The following is a 25330-nucleotide window of genomic DNA, read 5'->3' on the forward strand; positions in this document are numbered from 1 at the left end:
AACCACTAGAAAACGGAGGGGAAAACGACAGGGGTGCACACCTGCCCAATCTCTTTCTAAATGTTGAACCATTAAAAAAAGAAAGGAAAAAAGAAAATGAAAAAGGAAGTTTGGAAAACTATCTTGCAGGTAATTATCGCCATACTTACTGCCGTAGGCACCACGCTCGGCGTTACCAGCTGCATGTAGACTGATTTGTTTAACCATTAAAAAAACGATTTGAATTATGGGTATTAAAGTAAAAGCTATTGAGCGCAACGTAGCGTTCGAAAAAGGTAAGCAAAAGTGGGCATTCGTGATGCAGGCTGAACTCTACAGCCAGCTCAACGCCACGAAAGTGATAGAAGAAGCTGCCGTTCGCAGCGGATTGCCTAAGGCGGTGATCAACGCCGGATGGTCGGCCATCGGCGAAGTGATTGCTGCATGGGCCACCGAGGGCCACAGCGTGGCTGTGCCAGGACTGGGCAGCCTCCGATTCGGTCTTAACTCTACCGCCGTAGAGGATGTGAACAAGGTGAGCGCCAACCTCATCACCCGCCGATACATCATCTTCGTGCCTAACCCCGACATCAAGAAGGAACTCGAAGAGACCTCTGTCAACATCACCTGCTACGACCGAAACGGCAAGGTGGTGAAGCAGGTTACCTCTACCGATACGCCTCCTACTACCCCATCCGACGGCGAGAATCCATCCGGAGGCGAGAATCCATCCGGAGGCGACACCCCATCGGGCGGCGATTCTACTGGCGGAACCGGCGGCGATGGACTTGAATAAAAGGTGCTGAGCCTGAAAAAGTAAAACCCTCCCCAGGTCTTAAAAAGTCCTAGGGAGGGTAAACTTTGTCTGGCAGTTAAATTATTTACGCAATGTACCATACCAGACGTCCAGAACACAACATGCTAACCCACATAACCCCTTACAAAATCAGCATGTCGCTAACAATCCTTTGTGCCTTAAAGAAATAATACTTTTTCTAAATCCAATCCTAGCCTCACGGCTAAAGCATATTTAAAGCTTTTATCTCATTTCAAAACATGATAGTAACATATTCTGCAGCAATATCAACCAGCTTCTTGCGGCGGGCTACACCTATTATATAATGAGCCTCCTTCGCCGAACAGTGGAAGTATTTCTTCACAGCTGTTACCAGTTCTTCCTTGCTTATCGAGCCTACACCCTTAGGATAAGCCTTGCGGATAGCCTTCTCGATGTCTGCCATCTTATATTCATGGTGACGCTTGTGGAAGTACTGCGATACGATGATAGAGAGAACTATCACGAGCAGGATGATAATAAATACTACAGACTTGTTCATTTCCTTATCTCCTTTTAATTGATTAGACATTATCAGGTTCGCTGAATCACCCTTCCGGGTGCTCCAAGTTTTCGGCATCACCGATAGCCGTTATCGGTAAATCCACTGCAAATATAGCATTTTTTCTTGAAACAACAACATTTTTCGGCATTTTTTTCACTATTTCTGCAAAAAAACTTGCTAAATACAAAAAAAACACGTATTTTTGCAAGAAAATAATCCTTAAGACAGAAAGATAATGCAAGAAACTGTAAAGAAAGTATTGAATGGCGATTTTAATCGCAAGAAAGCATTGCTGTTTCTCATAACGGCTCTGCTTACCGTTATCGTCTGGAACCTGCCCATCGACAGCTTCGGCATCGAGGGGCTAACCATCGTGCAGCAGCGCGTCATCGCCATCTTCGTCATGGCCGTGATGCTCTGGCTCACCGAGACCATACCGGCATGGGCAACCAGCGTAGTGATCATCTTCGTGCTGCTGTTCTTCGCCAGCGACTCCGCCTTTAAGATCATGCAAGGCTCGGAGGCTGAGATGGGCAAGCTGCTCGACTATCAGGGTGTGATGGCGTGCTTCGCCGACCCTACCATCATCCTCTTCCTGGGCGGTTTCGTACTCGCCATAGCCGCTACCAAGAGCGGACTCGACGTGATGATGGCGAAGACCCTGATTGCGCCATTCGGCAAGCGTTCTGAGAACGTGCTGCTGGGCTTCATGCTCATCACCGGCATCTTCTCGATGTTCATCTCAAATACAGCCACCGCCGCCATGATGCTCACCTTCCTCACACCGGTGTTCAAATCATTGCCACCTTCGGGCAAGGGCCGCGTGGCGCTCACCATGGCCATACCTATCGGAGCCAACCTGGGCGGTATGGGAACCCCTATCGGAACCCCGCCTAACGCCTTCGCCTTCAAGGTATTGAACGACCCTGCAGGACTCAACCTGGGTCTCAGCTTCGGCGACTGGATGCTGATCATGGCTCCTATGGTGCTCATCATGCTCCTGATAGCATGGGTCATCATACGCAAGATGTTCCCGTTCTCTGCCAAGACCATCGAGCTCAACATCGAGGGCAACATGCAGCACAACTGGCGCACCACGGTAGTGGCCGTCACCTTCCTCGCAACCATCGTGCTCTGGATATTCGGCAAGCAGCTGGGCATCAACGCCAACACCGTGGCCATGCTCCCTATCGCCATATTCGCCCTTACGGGAGTGGTTACAGCCAAGGACCTGAAGGAGATTGACTGGGCTGTCATCTGGATGGTGGCAGGCGGATTCGCCCTCGGATTGGCGATGAACGACACCGGTCTGGCCGAGGCAGCCGTAAAGAGCATTCCGTTTGCAGAATTCAATCCGCTGGTCATCATGACCGTATCCGGACTGGTATGCTTCATCCTGAGTAACTTCATCTCCAACACCGCCACCGCCGCCCTGCTCATCCCTATCCTCACGGTGGTATGTGCCGGCATGGGCGACAAGCTCAACACCATCGGCGGCACCTCTACCATCCTCATCGGAGTAGCGGTATCGGCCAGCTGCGCCATGTCGCTGCCTATCTCAACCCCTCCTAACGCCATCGCCTACTCTACCGGCCTCATCCAGCAGACCGACATGGTGAAGGCAGGACTCACGGTGGGCATCCTGAGCATGATAGTGGGCTACGCCGTGCTCATCACCTTCTGCAAGATGGGCGTGCTCTAGAGGGGCATCATCTGCGAAAATACACATTATTATATATATAAAGGAATGAAAAAGATTGTTATAGGAATCGACGTAGGCATCTCTACGACCAAGATTGTGGGCATCGATGATAGCGGCGTGGTGGTAAGCCCCATCCGCATCAAGGCCACCGACCCTATCACCTCGCTCTACGGAGCCTTCGGCAAGTATCTTCACGACAACAAGATTGCGCTGAGCGATGTAGAACAGGTGATGCTCACAGGCGTAGGTTCTGCCTATATCGACGAGCCCATCTACGGACTGCCTACCTCGAAGAGCGAGGAGTTCGTGGCCGACGGACTGGGCGCCCGATACGAGAGCAAGCTCGACCGCATGATCGTGGTGAGCATGGGAACCGGTACATCGCTCGTAAAATGCGATGACAACGAGATAAGGCACATCGGAGGCATCGGCATAGGCGGCGGAACCCTGGCAGGACTGAGCCGCATCATGCTCAAGACCGATGACATCAAGCAGATCATCAAACTCGCCAAAGACGGCGACGTGAGCAAGATAAACCTGCTGATAGGCGACATCAGCGCCAAGCCTCTGCCCGGACTCCCGATGAACGCCACCGCATCGCTCTTCAGCAACGCCAAGGCCAACGCTTCGCGCGAAGACATCGCCATGGGACTCATCTGGATGGTGCTGCAGTCGATAGGTTCGGCTACCATCCTCTCATCGCTCGAATCGGGCATCAAGGATTTCGTGCTCATCGGCAACCTCACCCTGCTGCCGCAATGCCGCGAGGTGTTCCCAGCCATGGAGAAGCTCTACGGAGTGAGGTTCAGAATACCGAAATACTCGGAATTCTGCACCGCCATCGGAGCTGCGCTCGACTATAAGCGACAAGCAAAATAATCACCCCCGAATCGCCGCAATGCCCTATACATGGGCGTTGCGGCGATTTGCTTTCTCCATTCTGTCACAAAGCACAGACAACAAGGGGAAAACGCACACAAGCGCACAAAATGCGCAACACGCTGATAGATAACAACTTAAACGTTTCGGAAAACAAAAATTTGTCAAAGTTTTCCAAAACTTTTTCGTTTTCGCCTGATTATCAGCGACTTAATATTTTTTAACTATAAAAAAGTTGTCCAAAAGCAATTACTTTCAGAAATATTTTATATCTTTGCAATGTCAAAAGGAGGTATCTATCCACCTCTTCAAGTCATAATGACTTAATACTAAGTAATTTAAACATCAATCGTAAAAGTAATACTAAAATGATCCAGACAGTAGTAAAGCGTGACGGACGCATCGTTGGATTCAACGAACAGAAAATAATGGCAGCCATTCGCAAGGCCATGTTGCATACCGACAAGGGTGAAGATACCACTCTTATCGAGCAGATAACCGACCACATCTCTTATCGCGGCAAGAGCCAGATGAGCGTTGAGGCCATTCAGGACGCCATCGAGCTGGAACTCATGAAGAGTGCCCGCAAAGATGTTGCCCAGAAGTATATCGCATACCGTAACCAGCGTAACATCGCCCGCAAGGCGAAGACACGCGACGTGTTCATGAGCATCGTCAATGCCAAGAACAACGACATCACCCGCGAAAACGCCAACATGAATGCCGACACACCAGCCGGCATGATGATGAAGTTCGCTTCAGAAACCACTAAACCATTCGTCGACGACTACCTCCTCTCTGAGGATGTACGCGACGCTGTCATGCACAACTATATGCATATTCACGATAAGGACTATTACCCAACCAAGAGTCTCACCTGCGTGCAGCATCCGCTCGACGTGATTCTGAACCACGGATTCACAGCCGGTCACGGTTCAAGCCGTCCTGCCAAGCGCATCGAGACCGCAGCCGTGCTGGCTTGTATCTCTCTCGAGACCTGCCAGAACGAGATGCACGGCGGTCAGGCCATCCCAGCCTTCGACTTCTATCTGGCACCATACGTACGCATGTCGTACCAGGAAGAGGTGAAGAACCTGGAGAAGCTGACAGGCGAAGACCTGAGCAACCTCTATGATGCGCCTATCGACGACTACATAGAGAAACCGCTCGACGGACTGCAGGGCCGCGAACGCCTGGAGCAGCACGCCATCAACAAGACCGTGAACCGCGTGCATCAGGCGATGGAGGCATTCATCCACAACATGAACACCATCCACAGCCGCGGCGGTAACCAGGTAGTATTCTCAAGCATCAACTACGGTACCGATACCAGCGCCGAGGGCCGCTGCATCATGCGCGAAATCCTGCAGAGCACCTATCAGGGCGTAGGCAATGGCGAAACAGCCATCTTCCCTATCCAGATATGGAAGAAGAAGAGAGGCGTAAACTATCTGCCTGAGGACAGAAACTACGACCTCTACAAGCTGGCGTGCAAGGTAACAGCCCGCCGTTTCTTCCCTAACTTCCTGAACCTCGACGCCACCTTCAACCAGAACGAGAAGTGGCGTGCTGATGATCCGGAGCGCTACAAGTGGGAGATTGCAACCATGGGCTGCCGTACCCGCGTGTTCGAAGACCGCTGGGGCGAGAAGACCAGCATCGCCCGCGGTAACCTGAGCTTCTCTACCATCAACATCGTGAAGCTCGCCATCGAGTGCATGGGCATCGAAAACGAAAAGCAGCGCATCGACATGTTCTTTGCCAAGCTCGACAATATCCTCGACATCACAGCCAAGCAGCTCGACGAGCGCTTCCAGTTCCAGAAGACGGCGATGGCCAAGCAGTTCCCTCTGCTCATGAAGTATCTCTGGGTAGGCGCAGAAAACCTGAAGCCGGAAGAGACCATCGAGAGCGTCATCAACCACGGAACCCTGGGTATCGGCTTCATCGGATTGGCAGAATGCCTGGTTGCCCTCATCGGCAAGCACCACGGCGAGAGCGAGAAGGCACAGGAGCTGGGACTGAAGATTGTTACCTACATGCGCGACCGTGCCAACGAGTTCAGCGAGCAGTATCATCACAACTACTCTATTCTGGCTACTCCAGCCGAGGGATTGAGCGGTAAGTTCACTAAGAAGGACAGAAAGCAGTTTGGCGTCATCCCTGGCGTTACAGACCGCGACTATTATACCAACTCTAACCACGTGCCTGTATACTATAAGTGTACAGCCCTGAAGAAGGCACAGATCGAGGCTCCATACCACGACCTGACCCGTGGCGGCCACATCTTCTATGTAGAGATTGACGGCGATGCTACCCACAACCCTTCTGTTATCGAGAGCGTGGTAGACATGATGGATAAGTACAACATGGGTTACGGCTCAGTAAACCACAACCGCAACCGCTGTCTCGACTGCGGCTACGAGAATGCTGACGCCCACCTCGAGGTTTGTCCTAAGTGCGGCAGCCACCACATAGACAAGCTGCAGCGCATCACCGGTTATCTGGTAGGTACTACAGACCGCTGGAACAGCGGCAAGCTTGCCGAGCTCCACGACCGAGTAACCCATATCGGAGGAAAAAAGTAGTGATTAGTGATTAGTGATTAATGATTAGCGTATTAAGCATCGTACATGATACGATGGTAGACGGTCCGGGCTTCCGCACATCCATTTATTGTGCGGGATGCCCCAACCATTGTCCGGGCTGCCATAATCCGCAGTCGTGGGACATCAGCCATGGCACGATGACCTCTACCGACGAGCTGATGAAGGAAATCATGAGCGACCCCTTCGCCAACGTCACCTTCTCGGGCGGCGACCCTATGTTTCAGGCAAAGGGCTTTGCCGAGCTGGCGCGCGCCATCAGGGAGCAGAGCAGCAAGAGCATCTGGTGCTTTACGGGCTATCTCTTCGAAAACCTCGTGAAGAATCCCGAGCAGCTGGAACTCCTCCGCCAAATCGATGTATTGGTAGACGGCCCCTTCGTACAGGAATTGCGCGATGAAGACCTCTTCTTCAGGGGCAGCAGCAACCAGCGCATCATCAACGTGCAGAAGTCGCTGAAAGAAGGAAGAGTGATAGAACTCAATCTTACAACAGAAAACCCGAATCCGGTATTGTAAATCTACATACCAGATTCGGGTTTCCCGTTTATTTTTTCATGCACGGATTACACGGATTTTCCTATCTTAAATATTTCCTATCCCTCTTAGCATCCTTCTCTTCGAGGTAGCTGATAGAACTCTGAATATAATCACGCTCCCACTCGCTCTCGTGCAATTTCTCATCGCCATAGAGCAGAAGGTCGAGATCCAGCGGAACATCTACCTTACGATAAGGACCACGGATTCTGCGTCCGCATCTCTGCTCCACACTCCGCAGCGCGGCAAGCACAGACTTCTTAGAGCAGATGGTCTCCCCCAACATCACCTGATTCAGGAACTTGTCTGAATTCTCCAGTCCGATAGGCTCAGTCCACATGCGCGGACCGAAAAGGCTGTTCCTGAACATACAACTCAGATGTTCATGCGCCTTCAACACATTCTCCTCCTGATTTCTGTTAGAGCCGATAGCTATAATTACTTTTGTACGAGTTTTCATTATTAAAATCATTATTTCTACAAAACAAGTCAGTTTCTCTCAGAAGAGACAGATAGCTCCCTGCATTTGTATGTCACTGAACTTTCGCAAGTTTTACCCCCACACGCCCTGAAAGGGCAGAAGCTCTTAGCCCAGGGCATCGCCCTGGGTTATTACGGACGCAAACCTGTCGCCCTGTAAGGGCAAAAGCTTTCAAGTACCAGGCAATTTACAAAGCTTTTGCCCTTACAGGGCGCCTTGCTGATTGCTATTATACCCAGGGCGATGCCCTGGGCTAGGAGCTTCTGCCCTTTCAGGGCGTGCTGCTTCTGGAGCTTTTGGGCCTTCAGCCCGTACTTAAGCCACATGCGAAAGTTCAATATGCAATATTTTGTGCAAAGATATTAAAAATTTTGTAATAAACCGCGATTTATCCGTTTTTTTTTATATTTTTGCAAAATGAATCATCTAAAAGCAAACATTTTAGGGCTCGCTCTGCTCTGCTGCCTCCCGATGGGCGCACAGCTGAAGTGGAACCAGGCCTATCAGACATATATCAACCAGTATAAGGATCTTGCCATCGAGCAGATGCTCCGTTACCGCATTCCAGCCAGCATCACCCTAGCACAGGGACTGTTTGAGAGTGCGGCAGGAAGGAGTGACCTCGTACGTCAGGGCAACAACCACTTCGGCATAAAATGTCACAACTGGACGGGACCAACCCAGTACCATGACGATGATGCCCGGGGCGAATGCTTCCGCGTATACCAGGACGCAAGAGACAGCTACGAAGACCACAGCAAGTTTCTGGCGCGCCAGCCACGCTACGCACGCCTCTTCGAACTCTCGCAGCACGACTACAAGGGATGGGCTCGCGGACTGAAAGCCTGCGGCTACGCCACCAACCCGCAGTATGCCAGCAAGCTGATACAGATTATAGAGCTCTACAAGCTCAACCAGTATGACAAGGCCAAGCGCTACGACCGCTTCATGGCTACCCACAGCGGTACCGACCAGCCTGTAAACGCCGAAGGATTGCTGCACCCTATCCATATCTTCAACAAGAATTACTATCTCCATGCCCGCGAAGGCGACACCTTCAAGAGCATAGGCAAGGAGGTGGGCATCAGCTGGCGCAAACTGGCTCGCTACAACGAGCGTGACAAGCACGCCGTGCTGCACAAGGGCGACATCATCTATCTGAAGAAGAAACGCTCCAAGGCACCTAAGCAGTATAAGAAGCGCCCTCACGTGATACAGCCGGGCGAAAGCATGTACGCCATCTCGCAGAAGTATGGCATCCGACTGGAGAAACTCTACAAGATGAACCATCTCGACCCTAACATCCCGGTAAGCGTAGGAACAAGGCTGAGGGTGAGATAACTGAACTTTCGTATGTGGGGAAGTTAAGGGAAGTTAGAGGGAAGTTAAGGGACAAATGTCCTACGTTTTACGAAAGAAGACTATTGTCTCTTCACTTCCCGAACGACCGTAGGGAGTGATAACTTCTTTAACTTCTATCAATTCCCTCACTTGCGAAACTTGAATGAGATAATTGAAATGTGAATGTGAATGTGAATTTTAAATGAAAATACAATGAAGAGAATGATATTATCCCTCGCCGCCATGGCGATGCTGATGGCGCCCGACACAATAAAGGCGCAAAACTTTGACGACTATTTCACAGACAAGACGCTGCGGATAGACTATACCTTTGCCGGCAACCAGAAGCAGCAGATGATAGCCGTAGACGAACTCAACGTAATGCCACGCTGGTACGGCAAACGGCAGCGACTGGCCGAACTCCCGGTAGAGGGCAACGGACAGATAACCGTACGCGACCACCGCTCGGGCAAAATCATCTACCGCAACTCCTTCTCCACCCTCTTCCAGGAATGGCTCTCCTATCCAGAGGCAGAGAAGAACACGCAGAGCTTCGAGAACGTATTCCTCGTTCCGATGCCGAAAGATACCGTAGACATCACCCTCGACCTGCGCAACAACCGCCGCGAGATAACCACCACGCTCACCCACCAGGTAGCACCGAAAGACATTCTGATTCATCAGAAAGGCAACAAGCCTACACCATACGTCACCCTGCAGCAGGCTGCCGACACCACCCGATGCATCCACATCGCATACGTGGCTGAAGGCTATACCGATGCAGAGATGCCTGTCTTCCTGAAAGATGCGCAGGAGGCTACAGAGGCCATCTTCGCCCACGAACCCTTCAAGAGCATGAGAGACCGCTTCAACATCGTGGCCGTAAAATCGCCATCCAAGCAGAGCGGACCTAGCATCCCAGCCCAGGGCATCTGGCACGAGACCGCCCTCAGCTCTCATTTCGACACCTTCTACAGCGACCGCTACCTTACCACCCTGCATCTCAAAGACCTGCACAACTGGCTGGCAGGTACCCCTTACGAGCACATCATCGTGCTGGTAAATTCGGATAAGTATGGCGGTGGCGGCATCCTCAATTCATACAATCTCACCACCTGCCACCAGAAATGGTTCAAGCCGGTAGTGGTACATGAGTTTGGCCATTCCTTTGCCGGACTTGCCGATGAATACGCCTACGAGCAGGAGCAGATACCGATGTATCCTCACGATGTAGAGCCTTGGGAGAAGAACATCACTACCCTTGCCGATTTCCACGGAAAATGGGAGAACATGATAGACAAGAAGACCAAGATTCCTACTCCGCTCTCAAAGAAAGAGAAGGAGGCGGTGAGCAAGGTGGGTGTCTTCGAAGGTGCCGGATACAGCTTGAAGGGCGTTTACCGCGGTGTGCAGGACTGCCGTATGCGCATCAACGAAACGCCGGAATTCTGTGCTGTATGCAAGAAGGCGCTGCAGGACATCATCGACTTCTACACGAAATAAAGAAATCATAAAAACATTATATCTATGAAAGAGCAAAACCTAAACATCAGATACATGGTGGTTCAGCTCTCAGAGTTGAGCCAGCAGGAGCAGGAGCTCGTAAACAGGGCGAAGGCTGCCACCAGCAATGCGTATGCTAACTACAGCCACTTCTATGTGGGAGCAGCCCTGCTCTTGGGCGACGGCAGAATAGTGATTGGAGCCAACCAGGAGAACGCCGCCTTCCCGTCGGGACTCTGTGCCGAGCGCAGCGCCATCTTCGGTGCCCAGAGCAACTATCCCGACCAGCCTATCCTGACGCTCGCCATAGCAGCGAGAAACGGGAATGGTTTCCTCAAGTCGCCTATCTCGCCATGCGGAGCCTGCCGCCAGGTGATACTGGAGATGGAAGACCGCTACCAGCGCCCCGTACGCATCCTGCTCTATGGCGAGAACGGCATCTACTGCTTCGACAGCATCAAAGACCTTCTCCCCTTCAGCTTCGTAGATTCGAACATGAAGGAATAAGATTCGTAGATTCAAACATGAAGGAATAAGAAAGGTAAAGAACCAAAGTTCAAGAAGCAGCACGCCCTGAAAGGGCAGAAGCTCCTAGCCCAGGGCAACGCCCTGGGTGTAATAGCAATCAGCAAGTCGCCCTGTAAGGGCAAAAGCTTTATTAATTCCGGTATTTTAAAGCTTTTGCCCTTACAGGGCGACAGGTTTGCGTCCGTAATTACCCAGGGCGATGCCCTGGGCTAGGAGCTTCTGCCCTTTCAGGGCGTGTGGCGAAAAAATTCGAAAGTTCAGTCATTATTTCGTCTTATAATCATTATTCCTCCCTATACTCAAAGCATCCTGCGGCAGGCTGCTCTTTCTTTCTCGGCAAACCATCACGGTCGGTTGCAGGCAGGGTTTCGGCATCTGCCTTACCTATTGCTGCCGACTCCTTGCGCAGATGGAAATCATACTTCAGATTGTCGGTGTCGAAAAGGCGGAAATGCTTCTCGGCAAACACCGTCGTATCCTTGATGTCCTCATAAACCACATGGGTGAACTTCAGACTGTCGTCCGTCTCCAGCTTCTCCGTGCGCAACACACAATGGTCGAAGAGGAAATTGAAGGCATCCTCCTCTTTCGGAGCCTCCCAGACCACCTCATCATCATGATAGCCCGTTACGAGCGAATTTCTCACCTCGAAACGAGGCAGCGGAGAGGCAAAACCGATGGCAGACTCGCGGCGCCCGTCAAACGGATAGAACTGGGCTATGGTGCAGCCGTTTACCTCAACATCGCCACCCTCAACATAGAGCGGATGGTTCAGACAGTTGGTTATCTGCGAGTTATAAATCTGCACCTTGGCAGAATCAATCCTCACACCGTAGCCCTGACTGTTATGAATCGTAGCGTTCTCGATGAGCAGCTTCTGCTTCGTAGCATCGCCCGGTTCTACCATCACGGCATCGTAGGCACTATGAATATCAGCAAACGAAATCCTGCAGTCATGAGCCGAAGACATCAGTCTGATTCCCTGCCATTGTCCCGGTGTGCGGTCATAAGGCAGATAATCGAACATGTGGTCAAGCCGGTCGCCCCGCATCACCACTTCCCTGTCCTTCTCGCCCTCAATCTTCAGCGACCCGAACACCTGCAAACCCGCATTCTCGTGGAAATAGAGTTGGGTGCCCGGAGCAATGGTCAGCGTAGCCGCCTCATCAACCCTGATGCCGCCATAAACCACTACCGGCAGCGTGCTCTCCAGCAGCTGGTCCTGCTTCACCTCAAGCGAATTGAGTTTCATCGCATCCCATGAAAACGCCCTCAGGTTCACCTTCTGCTCCACGCCGCTTTCCAGCGCAAACACCAGGTTATCGCTCACCAGCTGCGGTTCTTCGCTGTTCTGCATCGCCGAAGTCAGTTCTACGAACACACGTATGCTGTCACCCTTCCTGATCTCCACATTCTGCGTCTGGAATCCCGCTTCGGTGCCCAGATAAGAGCCGTCAACATTCACCCGGTAGCCCTTCTGGTTACCATTTTCCAGACGCACCGACTGGCAGCGCAGAGCCTTGCCCATATGGTTGTAAACCCAGAAGCTTCGGGTAGGCGTAGGCACATTCGAGAAGGTGGTGTCCATCTTCAGCGTATCTACCGAAAACGAGAGCACATCTCCCCTCGACGTTGAGAAACTCTCATCGTCGGCACAACTGGCAAGCAGGGCGCTCATCGCCATCCCTACACCCATTATATACAAAAATCCCTTTTTCCGTTTCATATCTATAAAAACGGAAAAAGGGAAATATTATTGTATCTGCCTCTACATAAACAGAGCAAAGATGGATGAGCCTACAACCGTCATCACACCGCAAACCACGATGCTCAGACTGCTCATGGCTCCCTCTATGGTACCCATTTCCATCGCCTTTGCCGTACCCAGCGCATGGGCAGAACAGCCGATGGCAATACCTTTGGCAATAGGCTCTTTGATGGAGAGAAGCTTCAGGAACTTCTCGGCAAAGATGTTGCCCAGCACACCCGTTACGATGATGACAACCACCGAAACCGAAACATGACCGCCCAACTCCTCAGAAACACCGATACCGATGGCGGTAGTGATGCTCTTAGGCAGGAAGGTAACGTAGGACGCATGGTCGAAATGGAAGATGAGGGCGAGAATGAGCACGGAGCAGAGACTCGCCAGCACGCCCGAAACAATGCCGATCAGCACAGCCCGATAATTCTTCTTCAGAAGCTCAACCTGCTGATAAAGTGGCACAGCCAGACAGATGGTGGCTGGTGTGAGCAGATAGCTGATGCTGTTGGCGCCCGCCGAATAGGTCTTGTAATCTACGCCCGTCAGCAGGAGCGTGATGATGACGAGGATGATGGAGATGAGCAGCGGGTTCATCAGCGACCATCCCGTCTTCAGCTTCAGCAGCATGCCTATGCCGTAGGCAGCCAGACTGATGAGAACGCCGAAGAAGACAGAATCCTGGAACAACTGGTTCATTTCTTCGCCTCCTTTCCTTTTCTGATTACCAACTGCGTAATCCAGCCCGAAGCACCCATCACGACGAAGGTGCTGACCACCGTAACTACGATATACTGGAACCATGCATTACCGATATCCTGCCAGGAATCAATCAGTCCTACAGCAGCCGGAATAAACATCACGGGCATGATGGCAATGAGGAAACTGCTGGTTTCGCGGATATGCTTCACCTTGATCAGTTTTGTTTCCAGCGCAAGGAAGAGCAGAATGATGCCATAGATGCTTGCCGGAATAGGCAATGGCAGCAAAAAATGGAGCAATTCCCCCGCAAAGGAGAACGCTATGATTATCAAAAATTGAATTAAAAACTTCATGTTGAATTACTTTGAATTTATATCAAGCTAACGTACTGCTCAATGAGACTTGCCGTCTCTTCTACGCCCAGTCGCACAGTATCCAGACAGATGTCGTAATCATCGGCATTTCCCCAGGTAAGGCCTGTATAATACTTATGATAAGCCACTCTGCAATCCTCGGTGTGCTCTACAAACTCCTCAGCCTCATCATACGAAAAGCCCTTCTCCTCCTGAATTTCCTTGATGCGAGCCTCCAGATTGCCGCTCAGGAAAACAGAAATCAGATCTTTGCGCTCGCGGAAGATATAGTTTCCGCAACGGCCGATGATGATACAGTCTTCATCGCTTATCATTTCGGCAAGTGTATGGAGCGGTTTTTCTGTCAGCGCCCTCTGCGTTTCGCCAAGCGACGACATCGAGAAGAGCAGTTCATCTACCGGCCGCTCATCGAAGAAAGCCTCCATCTCGTCGAGCACTCCTCTCTGTTCAGCCATTTCCATCAAATTCTTACGGGTATAAAAAGGAATACCATACTTTTCGGCGAGCAGCTTGCCCACGCGAACAGCGCCACATCCACACTGGCGCGCTATCGTAATAATCATGATTCTATAAAATTTAAATTTTTTATATATATAGCAAAAAAGCTAAGAAGATTTGACTCTTCTTAGCTTTCTTGTGTCGGGGCGACAGGATTCGAACCTGCGACCACCTGTTCCCAAAACAGGCGCGCTACCGGACTGCGCTACACCCCGCTTGTGCTTTGCTAAAGGTTTAAGTGAGAGAAAAAAGAGTCGGGGCGACAGGATTCGAACCTGCGACCACCTGTTCCCAAAACAGGCGCGCTACCGGACTGCGCTACACCCCGCTTACTCATCTCTACGATACCTATTAAGCATTGCTTTAAGCATCATTTCTGAATTGCGAGTGCAAAGGTACTACATTTTTTCGATTCCACCAAATTTTTACCTAACTTTTTTCAAAAAAATATGCATTTAAATGCAAAATCCTTGAAAACCGGGTACAAAATAAGGGCAACCCCTATCCGGAATTGCCCTTATACCTTATTATATATATAGAACTTTCGCAAGTTTTGCACCACACGCCCTGAAAGGGCAGAAGCTCCTAGCCCAGGGCATCGCCCTGGGTTATTACGGGCGCTAGCCTATCGCCCTGTAAGGGCAAAAGCTTTAAAACTCCAGGCAAAACATAAAGCTTTTGCCCTTACAGGGCGCCTTGCTGATTGCCATTATACCCAGGGCGATGCCCTGGGCTAGGAGCTTTTGGGCCTTCAGCCCGTACTTGAACCACATGCAAAAGTTCTGTTATATATAGTAGCGGCAAAGAACCGCAACCATACTTGCTGAACTGTTAAATCAGAAACCGGCTGCCCGAATCCGTAAAAACCGAGAAGACCGGCAAATCTGATTTTACTTGATGATTCCCTCTTCTACGAAAATCTTCTTCAAGATCTGGACAGCCTGCTCAACCTGCTCTCTTGTATGAGTAGCCATGAGTGCGAAACGTACCAATGTATCCTGAGGAGCACAAGCTGGAGGAATAACAGGGTTGATGAACACACCTGCATCGTAAGCCATCTTGGTAACAACGAATGTCTTCTCAGCATCGCGTACGTAGAGAGGAATGATAGGACTCTCTGTCTCGCCAATCTCGAAACCTTCCTCGCGGAAACGCTTCAAGGCATAGTTGGTTACATCCCAGAGATTCTCGAAACGCTCTGGCTCATTCTGAATGATGTGGAGTGCCTCGAGAGCTGCTGCTGTGGCAGCTGGAGTGTTAGAGGCGCTGAAGATGTAAGTACGGCAGTTGTGACGGAGGAAGTTGATGGTATCCTTGTCTGATGCGATGAAACCGCCGATAGAAGCCAGACTCTTAGAGAATGTACCCATGATGAGGTCTACCTCATCGGTCAGACCGAAGTGGTCGCATACACCACGACCCTGCTTGCCGAATACGCCAAGACCATGAGCCTCGTCTACCATGATAGAGCAGTTGTACTTATGCTTGAGCTTAACGATTTCAGGCAAGTTAGCCAGGTCGCCCTCCATAGAGAACACACCGTCAACAACGATGAGCTTGATAGCCTCCTCAGGGAGTTTAGAGAGCACGCGCTCCAAATCTTCCATATCGTTGTGCTTGTAGTGAAGCTGGGTAGCGAATGAGAGGCGGCGGCCATCTACGATACTTGCGTGGTCGCGGTCATCGCAGATAATATAGTCGTTACGACCTACTACGCAAGCCAAAACACCCTGGTTTACAGAGAATCCTGTAGAGAAACACAAAGTTTCATCCTTGCCCATAAACTCAGCAAGCTCCTTTTCGAGCTGCACGTGCAAATCGAGCGTACCATTGAGGAAACGGCTTCCTGCACAACCAGAACCATACTTGTCGAGCGCAGCCTTTGCTGCATCAATAACACGCTGGTCGTTAGTCAAACCCTGATAAGCATTAGAACCGAACATCAGGATTTTATGACCATCGATGTCGGTTACTTCTGTCATCTGCTTACTTGTGATCTCGCGGAAATATGGATACACACCGGCAGCCATATACTTCTGAGGTTCACGATAATTCTTGTATCTTTCTTGTAATTGTCCCATTATTAAAGAGGTGTACTTTATTTTCTTTTTTTATACTTTTCTAACTTTCAGGGTGCAAAGATACAAAAAAGAACTCAATAAACGGCTTTTTTTATAAGAAAGTTTACTTTTATAGTTTTTTTAATCGATATTTCTTGTTATTTTGGGTATTTTTATTACTTTTGCAGCCTAAATTTTACAAACTCTTGACTATATAATGAAGAAAAAGATACTTTTCATCATGAATCCGATTTCAGGAACAGCCAGCAAGGCGGCAGTTCCCAGTCTGATAGATTCTGTTTTGGACAAAGAGCTTTTTGAGTACGAGATAAGAATGACTGAAAGAGCTGGGCACGCTTCGGAAATTGCTACCGAAGCGAAGAACAACCATGTAGATGTGGTTGTGGCGGTTGGTGGCGACGGAACCGTCAACGAGGTGGCCCGCTCACTGGTTCACTCCGATACTGCCCTCGGCATTCTGCCTTGCGGTTCGGGCAACGGATTGGCAAGACATCTGCTGCTCCCGATGAACCTGAAGAAATGCATAGAGGTCATCAACCAATGCCAGATTAGAGATCTGGATTATGGTGTCATCAACGACCACCCGTTCTTCTGCACCTGCGGCATGGGCTTTGACGCTTTCGTCAGCATGAAGTTTGCCGAGAGCGGCAAGCGTGGTCCTATCACTTATGCGGAAAATATCCTGCGCGAGGGATTGAAGTATAAGCCTGAGACTTACACGCTGGAGGACGAGACGGGCACCAAGCAGTATAAGGCGTTCCTCATTTCCTGTGCCAACGCATCTCAGTATGGCAACAATGCCTATATTGCCCCTCAAGCATCCATGAGCGACGGTTTGATGGATGTCGTCATCATGGAACCATTCGATGTAATCGAGGCGCCTCAGGTAAGTTTCGACATGTTCAACAAGACGTTGGACAAGAATTCGAAGATCAAGTCGTTCCGCTGCAAGAAGCTCCATATCACCCGCAGTCAGCCAGGCGTAATCCATTATGATGGCGACCCTGTGATGACGGGGGCAGAGATTGATGTTCACCTGGAAGAAAAAGGCATCAAGATGCTGGTGAACCCGTTTGCCAACAAGAACGACCGCAAGCCGAACATGATTCAGTCTGCCTTTGCCGATTTCTTCAACGACTTCAATGCCGTGCGCGATGATATTCAGAAAGACATCCAGCGCCAGAGCAAAAGAGTAGAAGCTATCAGCAAACTGGTACAGAAGAAGCTGAACCTTTAATACAATGTTGAATGTTGAGTGTTGAATTTAGAGGGAGTGTTCATTCAACACTCAACACTCAACATTCAACACTCCTAGAAAAGATAGAATTCTTCCGTTATTTTCCTATACCATTCCGAGCGGTTTCCCTGCGAATCCATCATCGTTTCAACATGCTCTTCATAAGGCAAAATGCGATGCTTGGCAAAACTCAATATAAAGCGCTTGGGCTGCTTGCGCTCTACCGTCTTTACACCACACTTCCGTATAAGATAAAAACCTAATATGCAAGACTCTGCAACAAACTGCTCCACTACTTCTACGGGAACAATTGCAGAGAAAATACCGTCATCAGAAAGCAGCCGTTTTACACCCGCAAACAAATCGCGGAACGGAAGACTGTCCGTATGTCTCGCCATCGTCCTCTTACTGTCCGGATTTTTTAAGCTATCTACAAAGAACGGAGGATTGCTCACTATCGCATCAAAAACACCGGCAGCCTTCAAACCATCAGCAGTTTCCAAAGCCTCAGCAGCTTCCGAAGTTCCCCCGAAATCCTGCAGTCTGCAGCATTCTATTTCCACCCTGTCGCGAAACGGACTTGCCATCACATTTTCCCTCGCCTGTCCGCAGGCATCAGCATCCATATCAATCCCCACTACCTCAGCCTCAGGAAAACGCTGCGCCATCATGAGCGAAATCAGTCCCGTTCCGGAACCAATGTCCAGAATCCGCCTGCCACCTTGCGCCCATGCACCCAGCAAAACGCCGTCAGTTCCCACTTTCATGGCACAACGGTCTTGCTCTATCTCAAACTGTTTAAATCGAAAATTACCCATAAATTCTTCTGTCTCTTTACAGAAGAGAACGAATGCGCCGCCGATTTATTTTATCGCAAGCAGCAGAAATTGCCACTTCCACCTGCAAAAGCAGCTACTTACATCTATAAAAACGGGTACTAATATATAGAAAAAGCAATTTTATTATTAAATAATCTATCATCTTCCACGATATTTCATAAAAAATGAGTACCTTTGCACGGAAAATAGAAATCATAACAAAATGGATAATAGAAGAACAAGTACCCGAATACAAATGATTGCAGATTACGAGGGCGACCCGAAAACCCTGATTGAAGACCAGGAAGAAGGCTTGTACCCTACCCTCTGCATGCGAGATATTGTAGTTTTCCCAACCAACATGACCCCTATCGTTGTGGGCAGAAAGGAAAGTCTGAATCTCGTCCGGATGCTGGAAAAGAAACCAGACACCATATTCTGCGTATTCTGTCAGAAGAACAAAGATACAGAATCGCCCTACGAAGAAGACCTCTACCCTGTAGGTGTCTTCGCCAAACTCATCAAGGTTATCAAGATGCCTGGCACAGAGCAGATGAGCATCATCATCCAGGGTCTGGGCAGATGTCAGATGAAACATCTCGTTCAAAAAGAGCCTTACACAGTAATTGACGTAAAAAGTCTTCCGGAGAAATGGCCTGACGAGAACAACGATGAACTCTTCAGAATGCTCTACGAGAACTTCCATTACGAAGCGACAGACTATATCAAATCAAACGCCAACTATACTGATGAGGCCATCCAGGCCATCAACGAACTCTCGAGCATTCACATGCAGTGCAACTTCATGTGCTCCCTCCTCCCTTTCTCCATCGAGGATAAAATCAAGATGCTGAAAGAGGAAAATCTCAGCGAGCGCATCATGATTGCCATCAGATCCCTGAACAAGGTGCGCCATCTGCTACGCATCCAGACTGAGATTGAGAACAAAACCCACTACGACCTCGATGAACAGCAGAAGGAATACTTCCTCAAGCAGCAGATCAAGAACATCAGGGAAGAACTGGGAGAAGGCAACGCCAGTCCGGAGAAGAAGGAGATTCTGGAGAAGGCGAAAAAGAAGAACTGGAGCGAAGAGACAGCCAAAATCTTCAAGAAAGAAATTGCCAAGCTCGACACCCTGAACCCGCAGAGTCCTGACTATTCGATACAGATAGGATTCCTGCAGACCATGGTAGATTTGCCTTGGAACTCCTACACCCAGGACGACCTCAGTCTGACCCGTGCCAAGCGCATTCTGAACCACGACCACTACGGCATGGAGAATGTGAAGGAGCGCATCCTGGAATTCCTCGCCGTAAGAGCACTGAACGGCGGCGGCAAGAGTCCTATCCTCTGCCTCTACGGTCCTCCGGGCGTAGGAAAGACCAGTCTGGGCAAGAGCATCGCAGCAGCCATGAAGCGCAAGTATGTACGCATGTCGCTGGGCGGTCTGCACGATGAAGCCGAAATCCGCGGTCACCGCCGCACCTATGTGGGAGCCATGCCGGGCCGCATCATCAAGAACATGCTGAAGGCAGGCAGCAGCAATCCGGTCTTCATCCTCGACGAGATTGACAAGGTGGCGCAGAGCAATTTCAACGGCGACCCTGCATCAGCCCTGCTCGAAGTGCTGGACCCGGAACAGAACAATGCCTTCCACGACAATTATCTCGATATGGATTACGACCTCTCCAAGGTACTCTTCATCGCCACAGCCAATGACCTGAGCGTCATTCCGCGTCCGCTCCTCGACCGTATGGAGCTGATAGAAGTAGGCGGCTACATCACCGAAGAGAAGACAGAGATTGCCAAGCGCCACCTCGTACCGGAAGAGCTGGAAAGCACCGGACTCGACAAGGTTTCGCCGAAGGTAAGCTTCAACAAGAATGCCCTCGAGTTCATCATCGAGCACTATACCCGGGAGAGCGGCGTAAGACAGCTGAAGAAGCAGATTGACAAGAGTCTGCGCAAGATGGCTTACAAACTGGCCTGCGACCAGGAGCTGAAAAACTACACCATCACCCCTGCCGAAGTAAAAGACCTGCTGGGCAATCCGCCGTTCAACCGCGACATCTACCAGGGCAACGACTATGCAGGAGTAGTAACCGGACTTGCCTGGACCTCAGTGGGCGGCGAAATCCTCTACATCGAAACCTCGCTCAGCAAGGGCAAGGCAGGCAAACTCACCCTGACCGGAAACCTGGGCGACGTGATGAAGGAATCAGCCATCATCGCACTGGAATACGTCAAGTCGCACATCGACCTGCTGCAGGTAGACTACCGCATCTTCGAGCAGTGGAACATCCACATCCACGTGCCTGAGGGAGCCACCCCGAAAGACGGTCCTTCTGCCGGAATCACCATCGCCACCAGCATCGCCTCTGCCATCACCCAGCGCAAGGTGCGTGCCAACACAGCCATGACCGGCGAGATAACCCTCCGCGGCAAAGTGCTCCCGGTAGGCGGAATCAAGGAGAAGATTCTGGCAGCCAAGCGGGCAGGAATCAAGCACATCGTGATGTGCAGGGAGAACCAGAAGAACGTAGAGGAAATACCGGAGAAATATCTCAAGGGCGTAGACTTCCACTATGTAGAGAATGTGGCTGACGTCTGGCAGTTCGCGCTGACCGACGAGAAGGTGAAAAACCCTACAGACTTCAGCATTGAGGAAAATGATAAAAAAGAATAGAAATGAAATTTGAATTACAAGTAACAGATAAAGCGAGCGATGCGCGTACAGGCATCATCACCACCGACCACGGACAGATCAAGACCCCAATCTTCATGCCCGTAGGAACCGTAGGAAGCGTGAAGGGCGTCCACTTCGAGGAACTCAAGAAGCAGGTCATGGCACAGATTATCCTCGGAAATACCTATCACCTCTACCTGCGCCCAGGTCTTGACGTCATCAGGGCAGCAGGCGGATTGCACAAGTTCAACGGCTGGGACCGTCCTATCCTCACCGACAGCGGCGGCTTCCAGGTCTTCTCGCTCACCGGCATCCGCAAGCTCAAGGAAGAAGGCTGCGAGTTCCGCTCCCACATCGACGGCAGCAAGCACTTCTTTACACCGGAGAATGTAATGGACACCGAGCGCATCATCGGAGCCGACATCATGATGGCCTTCGATGAATGTCCACCGGGACAGAGCGATTACCAGTACGCCAAGAACAGCCTCATGCTCACCCAGCGCTGGCTAGACCGCTGCATCAAGCGGTTCAACGAAACCGAGCCCCTCTACGGCTATCAGCAGAGCCTCTTCCCTATCGTTCAGGGCTGCACCTTCCCGGACCTGCGCCGCGAAGCAGCCAAATACATTGCCGACAAGGGAGCCGACGGAAATGCCATCGGCGGACTTGCCGTAGGAGAGCCTACCGAGGTGATGTATGAGATGATAGAAGTAGTGAACGAAATCCTGCCGAAAGACAAGCCGAGATATCTGATGGGCGTAGGAACCCCGCAGAACATCCTCGAAGCCATCGAGCGCGGCGTAGACATGTTCGACTGCGTAATGCCGACCCGCAACGGCCGCAACGCCATGCTCTTCACCTATCAGGGCACGATGAACATGCGCAACAAGAAGTGGGAGAAAGACTTCAGTCCGGTAGATCCAGACGGCTGCGACATCGACCTCGTAACCACGAAGGCCTACCTCCACCACCTCTTCAAGGCCCAGGAGCTGCTGGCGATGCAGATAGCCAGCATCCACAACCTCTCTTTCTATCTGCGCCTCGTGACCGATGCCCGCCATCATATCGAGCAGGGCGATTTCGTGGCATGGAAGAATTCCATCATCGACCAGCTTGGCCGAAGAATTTAAGTAAGCAAGCATCATGAAAGATTTTAAGAAAATAAGAAAACACCGCCGGCTCTACCGCACCGGCCGATGGGCTTCCCGCAAGTTCGGGTGGCTCATCAGGGCTGTGCGCTGGCTGGCTCACAAGCTCCGGTTCCTGCGCATCTTCAGGTTTCTCTACCCGTTCAGGTACATCAAGAAGCTCGACTGGTACATTATCAAGAAGTTTCTGGGCTACTATTTCTTCTCCATCGCCCTGATCATCTCCATCGCCATCGTCTTCGACTTCAACGAGAACCTGTCAAAATTCACAGAGCACCATGCACCGGCGCGCGCAATCATCTTCGATTACTACGCCAACTTCGTGCCCTATTTTGCCAACCTCTTCAGTGCGCTGTTCGTGTTCGTGGCGGTCATTCTCTTCACCACCAAGCTGGCAAGCAATTCCGAAATCATCGCCATCCTGGCGTCGGGAGTATCCTTCAAGCGTCTCCTTCGCCCATACATGATTACCTGCGTGCTGCTCTCAGCCCTCTCCTTCGGGCTCTCAGCCTACGTCATTCCCCACGGAACCGTCATCAGGCAGAACTTCGAGACGATGTACAAGAACAAGAAGAAGAATACCAGTGCCGAGAATGTACAGCTGCAGGTAGACAAGGGAGTGATTGCCTATATGCAGCATTACGACAACAGCATGAAACGCGGCTACGGATTCTGTCTCGACAAGTTCCAGGACAAGAAACTCGTAAGCCACCTTACAGCGATGGACATCCAGTACGACACCATTTCCGACAGCAAGTATCACTGGAAACTGAGCAACTGGAAAATCCGCAAGCTCCAGGGCATGAAGGAGCATATTACGAGCGGAGCGCAGAAGGACACCATCATCATGATGGAACCTACCGACCTGGTCTATTCCAAGGGTCAGCAGGAAACCTTCACCAGTCCTGAGCTCCGCGATTACATCTCCAAGCAGATCAACCGCGGTTCGGGCAACGTAGTGCAGTACGAGGTAGAATACCACAAGCGCATCGCCTCTTCCTTCGCCTCGTTCATCCTCACCATCATCGGTGTCTCCCTCTCAGCCCGCAAGCGCAAGGGCGGCATGGGAGCAGCATTGGGCGTTGGACTTGCGCTGAGTTTCGGCTACATCATGCTGCAGACGGTTTCTGCCACCTTCGCCATCCAGGCCAATTTCCCGTCTGTTCTGGCAGCGTGGCTTCCAAACTTCCTCTTCGCCATCGTAGCCTACTTCTGCTACCGCAAGGCACCGAGGTAATTATCAATTAATAATTAAGAGTTTATAGTTTATAGCAGCCGTGCCCTCTATAAACTATAAACCGTAAACTATAAACTATAGAAAGAATGTATTTCGACGAATTAGATTTAAATGACAACGTGCTCGACGCATTATACGACATGCGCTTCGACACATGCACTCCTGTACAGGAAAAGTGCATTCCAGAGATATTAGAAGGTCACGATGTCTTGGGCGTAGCCCAGACCGGAACCGGCAAAACCGCAGCCTATCTGCTGCCAGTATTGAGCAAGCTCGATGACGGCGGTTATCCGAAAGACGCCATCAACTGCGTCATCATGTCACCAACCCGCGAGCTCGCCCAGCAGATAGACCAGGCGATGCAAGGCTTCGGCTATTACCTGCAGGGCGTGAGCAGTGTAGCCGTATACGGCGGCAACGACGGCAACCGCTACGATCAGGAGTTGCGCAGCCTCCGCATGGGTGCCGATGTAGTCATCGCCACCCCGGGCCGCCTCATCTCCCATATCTCTCTGGGCAATGTAGACCTCAGCAAGGTAAGCTTCTTCATTCTCGACGAGGCCGACCGCATGCTCGACATGGGTTTCTCTGAAGACATCAAGACCATCGCGTCAAAACTGCCAAAGACCTGCCAGACCATCATGTTCTCGGCAACCATGCCTGAGAAGATAGAAGAACTGGCTAAGACCCTGCTCAAGAATCCGGTAGAAATCAAACTTGCCGTCAGCAAGCCAGCCGAGAAAATCAAGCAGGAAGCATACGTATGCTACGAAACCCAGAAGATGACCATCATCAAGGACATCTTCAAGGCAGGCGACCTGAAGCGTGTCATCGTCTTCAGCGGCAGCAAATTCAAGGTGAAGCAACTCGCAGCTTCTCTCCAGCAGATTGGAGTAAACTGCGGAGCCATGCACAGCGACCTGGAACAGGCTGAGCGCGATGATGTGATGTTCAAGTTCAAGAGCGGACAGTATGATGTTCTCGTAGCTACCGATATTGTGGCGCGCGGAATCGACATCGATGATATTGAGATGGTCATCAATTACGATGTTCCTCACGATACAGAAGATTACGTTCACCGCATCGGCCGTACAGCCCGTGCCAACCGCGATGGTAGAGCCATCACCTTCGTAAGCGAAGAAGACCAGTACTGGTTCCAGCAGATAGAGAAATTCCTGGAGAAGGTGGTAGACAAGATGCCTCTCCCTGAGGGATGCGGCGAAGGTCCTGAATACATCAAGCTCAACAAGCCGAAGAAGAAAGGTGCAAACGGAAGAAACAACAGACGCGGTAACGGCAGAAACGGAGAGGGCGGAAAGAACAGCGCCAAGAACCGCCGACAGAAAGACCGCGACCAGACTTCTCACAAGCGCAAGCCAAACAAGCCAAACGAGCGTCAGGAAAAAACACCACGCAACAACGAACAGCAGCCACAGCAGGGTAACAGGCAGCAGAACGCAAAGCAGCAGCCTCAGCAAGGCAACAGGCAGCAGAACGCAAAGCAGCAGCCACAGCAGGGCAACAGGCAGCAGAACAGAAAGCCAGCCCAGCCAGGCGAGCAGCCAAAGAACAGCAACAGCCAGAAGCGCCGCAATAACAGCAATAACAGCAACCAGCAGCGCCCAGGCACCGAGAACAATGTTCGCCCAGGCAGCAACGGCCGTGGCAGAGGCGTAGCCCAGAAAAAGGGCGAAAAGCCGGCTGCACGCAAGCACACCCCTATCGTAAATCCACAGAAGCAAGAAAACGCTGTGAAGAAATTCATCAAGCGCATCTTCGGATTCAAGAAATAGGTAAATAACTGAACTTTCGCATTTCAGGAAGTTAAAGGAGTTAAGGAAGTTAAGGAGTTAAGACGTATGTCTTGCTGCTTAAAAACAACGCCAAAA

The 25330-nt window shown here is 50.8% G+C and carries 23 protein-coding genes and 2 tRNA genes; 14 read left to right on the top strand and 11 right to left on the bottom strand.

Features of this window, described 5'->3' with window-relative positions:
* The first annotated feature begins 96 nt into the window (after positions 1 to 96).
* Both NQ544_RS06310 and NQ544_RS06315 read left to right on the top strand, forming a co-directional pair.
* The gene (locus NQ544_RS06310; protein ID WP_153133991.1) at positions 97 to 189 is read left to right on the top strand and encodes a smalltalk protein; all 93 of its coding nucleotides are present in this window, start codon (positions 97 to 99) and stop codon (positions 187 to 189) included.
* A gap of 37 nt (positions 190 to 226) precedes the next feature.
* On the top strand, positions 227 to 775 hold the full coding sequence (locus NQ544_RS06315) for an HU family DNA-binding protein (RefSeq protein ID WP_006848754.1): 549 nt from the start codon (positions 227 to 229) through the stop codon (positions 773 to 775).
* Positions 776 to 1028: 253 nt separating this feature from the next.
* Here the strand turns inward: NQ544_RS06315 and NQ544_RS06320 are convergent, their stop codons facing one another.
* A complete protein-coding gene (locus NQ544_RS06320; RefSeq protein WP_022121334.1) occupies positions 1029 to 1316 on the bottom strand; it encodes a hypothetical protein in 288 nt (95 codons plus the stop codon).
* 46 nt (positions 1317 to 1362) lie between these two features.
* Positions 1363 to 1506 carry a hypothetical protein gene (locus NQ544_RS06325; RefSeq protein WP_153080757.1) on the bottom strand — a complete coding sequence of 48 codons (144 nt, stop codon included), beginning with the start codon at positions 1504 to 1506 and terminating at the stop codon, positions 1363 to 1365.
* A 48-nt stretch (positions 1507 to 1554) separates the two neighbouring features.
* Here NQ544_RS06325 and NQ544_RS06330 point away from each other — a divergent pair, with 48 nt between their 5' ends.
* The 4 genes from NQ544_RS06330 (at position 1555) to nrdG (ending at position 7024) form a co-directional block, all read left to right on the top strand.
* On the top strand, positions 1555 to 3021 hold the full coding sequence (locus NQ544_RS06330) for an SLC13 family permease (protein ID WP_006848757.1): 1467 nt from the start codon (positions 1555 to 1557) through the stop codon (positions 3019 to 3021).
* Positions 3022 to 3066: 45 nt separating this feature from the next.
* On the top strand, positions 3067 to 3900 hold the full coding sequence (gene coaW / locus NQ544_RS06335; protein ID WP_006848758.1) for a type II pantothenate kinase: 834 nt from the start codon (positions 3067 to 3069) through the stop codon (positions 3898 to 3900).
* Between the two features lie 368 nt (positions 3901 to 4268).
* Positions 4269 to 6488: an anaerobic ribonucleoside triphosphate reductase gene (locus tag NQ544_RS06340; RefSeq protein ID WP_006848759.1), complete on the top strand. Its 2220-nt coding sequence runs from the start codon at positions 4269 to 4271 to the stop codon at positions 6486 to 6488.
* A gap of 20 nt (positions 6489 to 6508) precedes the next feature.
* Complete coding sequence (gene nrdG / locus NQ544_RS06345; RefSeq protein ID WP_040553581.1) at positions 6509 to 7024, top strand: anaerobic ribonucleoside-triphosphate reductase activating protein; 516 nt, start codon at positions 6509 to 6511, stop codon at positions 7022 to 7024.
* Positions 7025 to 7085: 61 nt separating this feature from the next.
* Here the strand turns inward: nrdG and NQ544_RS06350 are convergent, their stop codons facing one another.
* Complete coding sequence (locus tag NQ544_RS06350; RefSeq protein WP_050758648.1) at positions 7086 to 7502, bottom strand: 2-amino-4-hydroxy-6-hydroxymethyldihydropteridine diphosphokinase; 417 nt, start codon at positions 7500 to 7502, stop codon at positions 7086 to 7088.
* 438 nt (positions 7503 to 7940) lie between these two features.
* On the opposite strand from NQ544_RS06350, the gene NQ544_RS06355 reads away from it, so the two are divergent.
* From NQ544_RS06355 to NQ544_RS06365, 3 genes are all read left to right on the top strand, one after another.
* Complete coding sequence (locus NQ544_RS06355) at positions 7941 to 8864, top strand: glucosaminidase domain-containing protein (protein ID WP_006849541.1); 924 nt, start codon at positions 7941 to 7943, stop codon at positions 8862 to 8864.
* Positions 8865 to 9077: 213 nt separating this feature from the next.
* Positions 9078 to 10367 (top strand): M64 family metallopeptidase, encoded by a 1290-nt coding sequence (locus NQ544_RS06360; protein ID WP_006849540.1) that lies wholly within the window; start codon positions 9078 to 9080, stop codon positions 10365 to 10367.
* A gap of 24 nt (positions 10368 to 10391) precedes the next feature.
* Entirely contained in the window at positions 10392 to 10874 is a 483-nt protein-coding gene (locus NQ544_RS06365; protein ID WP_006849539.1) for a cytidine deaminase, read from the top strand.
* Between the two features lie 304 nt (positions 10875 to 11178).
* Here the strand turns inward: NQ544_RS06365 and NQ544_RS06370 are convergent, their stop codons facing one another.
* The 7 genes from NQ544_RS06370 to spt all read right to left on the bottom strand — a co-directional run bounded on the left by NQ544_RS06370 (position 11179) and on the right by spt (position 16312).
* Positions 11179 to 12621 (bottom strand): right-handed parallel beta-helix repeat-containing protein, encoded by a 1443-nt coding sequence (locus NQ544_RS06370; protein WP_006849546.1) that lies wholly within the window; start codon positions 12619 to 12621, stop codon positions 11179 to 11181.
* 42 nt (positions 12622 to 12663) lie between these two features.
* On the bottom strand, positions 12664 to 13356 hold the full coding sequence (locus NQ544_RS06375; RefSeq protein WP_006849545.1) for an LrgB family protein: 693 nt from the start codon (positions 13354 to 13356) through the stop codon (positions 12664 to 12666).
* Positions 13353 to 13658 (bottom strand): CidA/LrgA family protein, encoded by a 306-nt coding sequence (locus tag NQ544_RS06380; protein ID WP_229775070.1) that lies wholly within the window; start codon positions 13656 to 13658, stop codon positions 13353 to 13355. Before NQ544_RS06380 ends, NQ544_RS06375 begins: the two co-directional genes overlap by 4 nt.
* A 71-nt stretch (positions 13659 to 13729) precedes the next feature.
* Positions 13730 to 14296: a cytidylate kinase-like family protein gene (locus tag NQ544_RS06385; protein ID WP_006849543.1), complete on the bottom strand. Its 567-nt coding sequence runs from the start codon at positions 14294 to 14296 to the stop codon at positions 13730 to 13732.
* 76 nt (positions 14297 to 14372) lie between these two features.
* Positions 14373 to 14446, bottom strand: a tRNA-Pro gene (locus tag NQ544_RS06390).
* Positions 14447 to 14485: 39 nt separating this feature from the next.
* A tRNA-Pro gene (locus NQ544_RS06395) sits at positions 14486 to 14559 on the bottom strand.
* Positions 14560 to 15121: 562 nt separating this feature from the next.
* A complete protein-coding gene (gene spt, locus NQ544_RS06400; RefSeq protein WP_006849118.1) occupies positions 15122 to 16312 on the bottom strand; it encodes a serine palmitoyltransferase in 1191 nt (396 codons plus the stop codon).
* Positions 16313 to 16508: 196 nt separating this feature from the next.
* Between spt and NQ544_RS06405 the strand changes: the two genes are divergently transcribed.
* Positions 16509 to 17549: a diacylglycerol/lipid kinase family protein gene (locus NQ544_RS06405; protein WP_006849117.1), complete on the top strand. Its 1041-nt coding sequence runs from the start codon at positions 16509 to 16511 to the stop codon at positions 17547 to 17549.
* Between the two features lie 74 nt (positions 17550 to 17623).
* Here NQ544_RS06405 and NQ544_RS06410 read toward each other — a convergent pair whose 3' ends face one another.
* Entirely contained in the window at positions 17624 to 18367 is a 744-nt protein-coding gene (locus NQ544_RS06410) for a tRNA1(Val) (adenine(37)-N6)-methyltransferase (protein ID WP_006849116.1), read from the bottom strand.
* Between the two features lie 223 nt (positions 18368 to 18590).
* Here NQ544_RS06410 and lon point away from each other — a divergent pair, with 223 nt between their 5' ends.
* From lon to NQ544_RS06430, 4 genes are all read left to right on the top strand, one after another.
* Entirely contained in the window at positions 18591 to 21056 is a 2466-nt protein-coding gene (lon, locus tag NQ544_RS06415; RefSeq protein WP_040553735.1) for an endopeptidase La, read from the top strand.
* A 2-nt stretch (positions 21057 to 21058) separates the two neighbouring features.
* On the top strand, positions 21059 to 22186 hold the full coding sequence (tgt, locus tag NQ544_RS06420) for a tRNA guanosine(34) transglycosylase Tgt (RefSeq protein WP_006849113.1): 1128 nt from the start codon (positions 21059 to 21061) through the stop codon (positions 22184 to 22186).
* A gap of 13 nt (positions 22187 to 22199) precedes the next feature.
* The gene (locus tag NQ544_RS06425; protein ID WP_006849112.1) at positions 22200 to 23441 is read left to right on the top strand and encodes an LptF/LptG family permease; all 1242 of its coding nucleotides are present in this window, start codon (positions 22200 to 22202) and stop codon (positions 23439 to 23441) included.
* An 86-nt stretch (positions 23442 to 23527) separates the two neighbouring features.
* Positions 23528 to 25234, top strand: coding sequence for a DEAD/DEAH box helicase (locus NQ544_RS06430; RefSeq protein ID WP_006849111.1), 1707 nt, complete (start codon positions 23528 to 23530; stop codon positions 25232 to 25234).
* Positions 25235 to 25330 lie beyond the last annotated feature (96 nt).

The sequence above is a fragment of the Segatella copri DSM 18205 genome (assembly GCF_025151535.1).
Classification (GTDB): domain Bacteria; phylum Bacteroidota; class Bacteroidia; order Bacteroidales; family Bacteroidaceae; genus Prevotella; species Prevotella copri.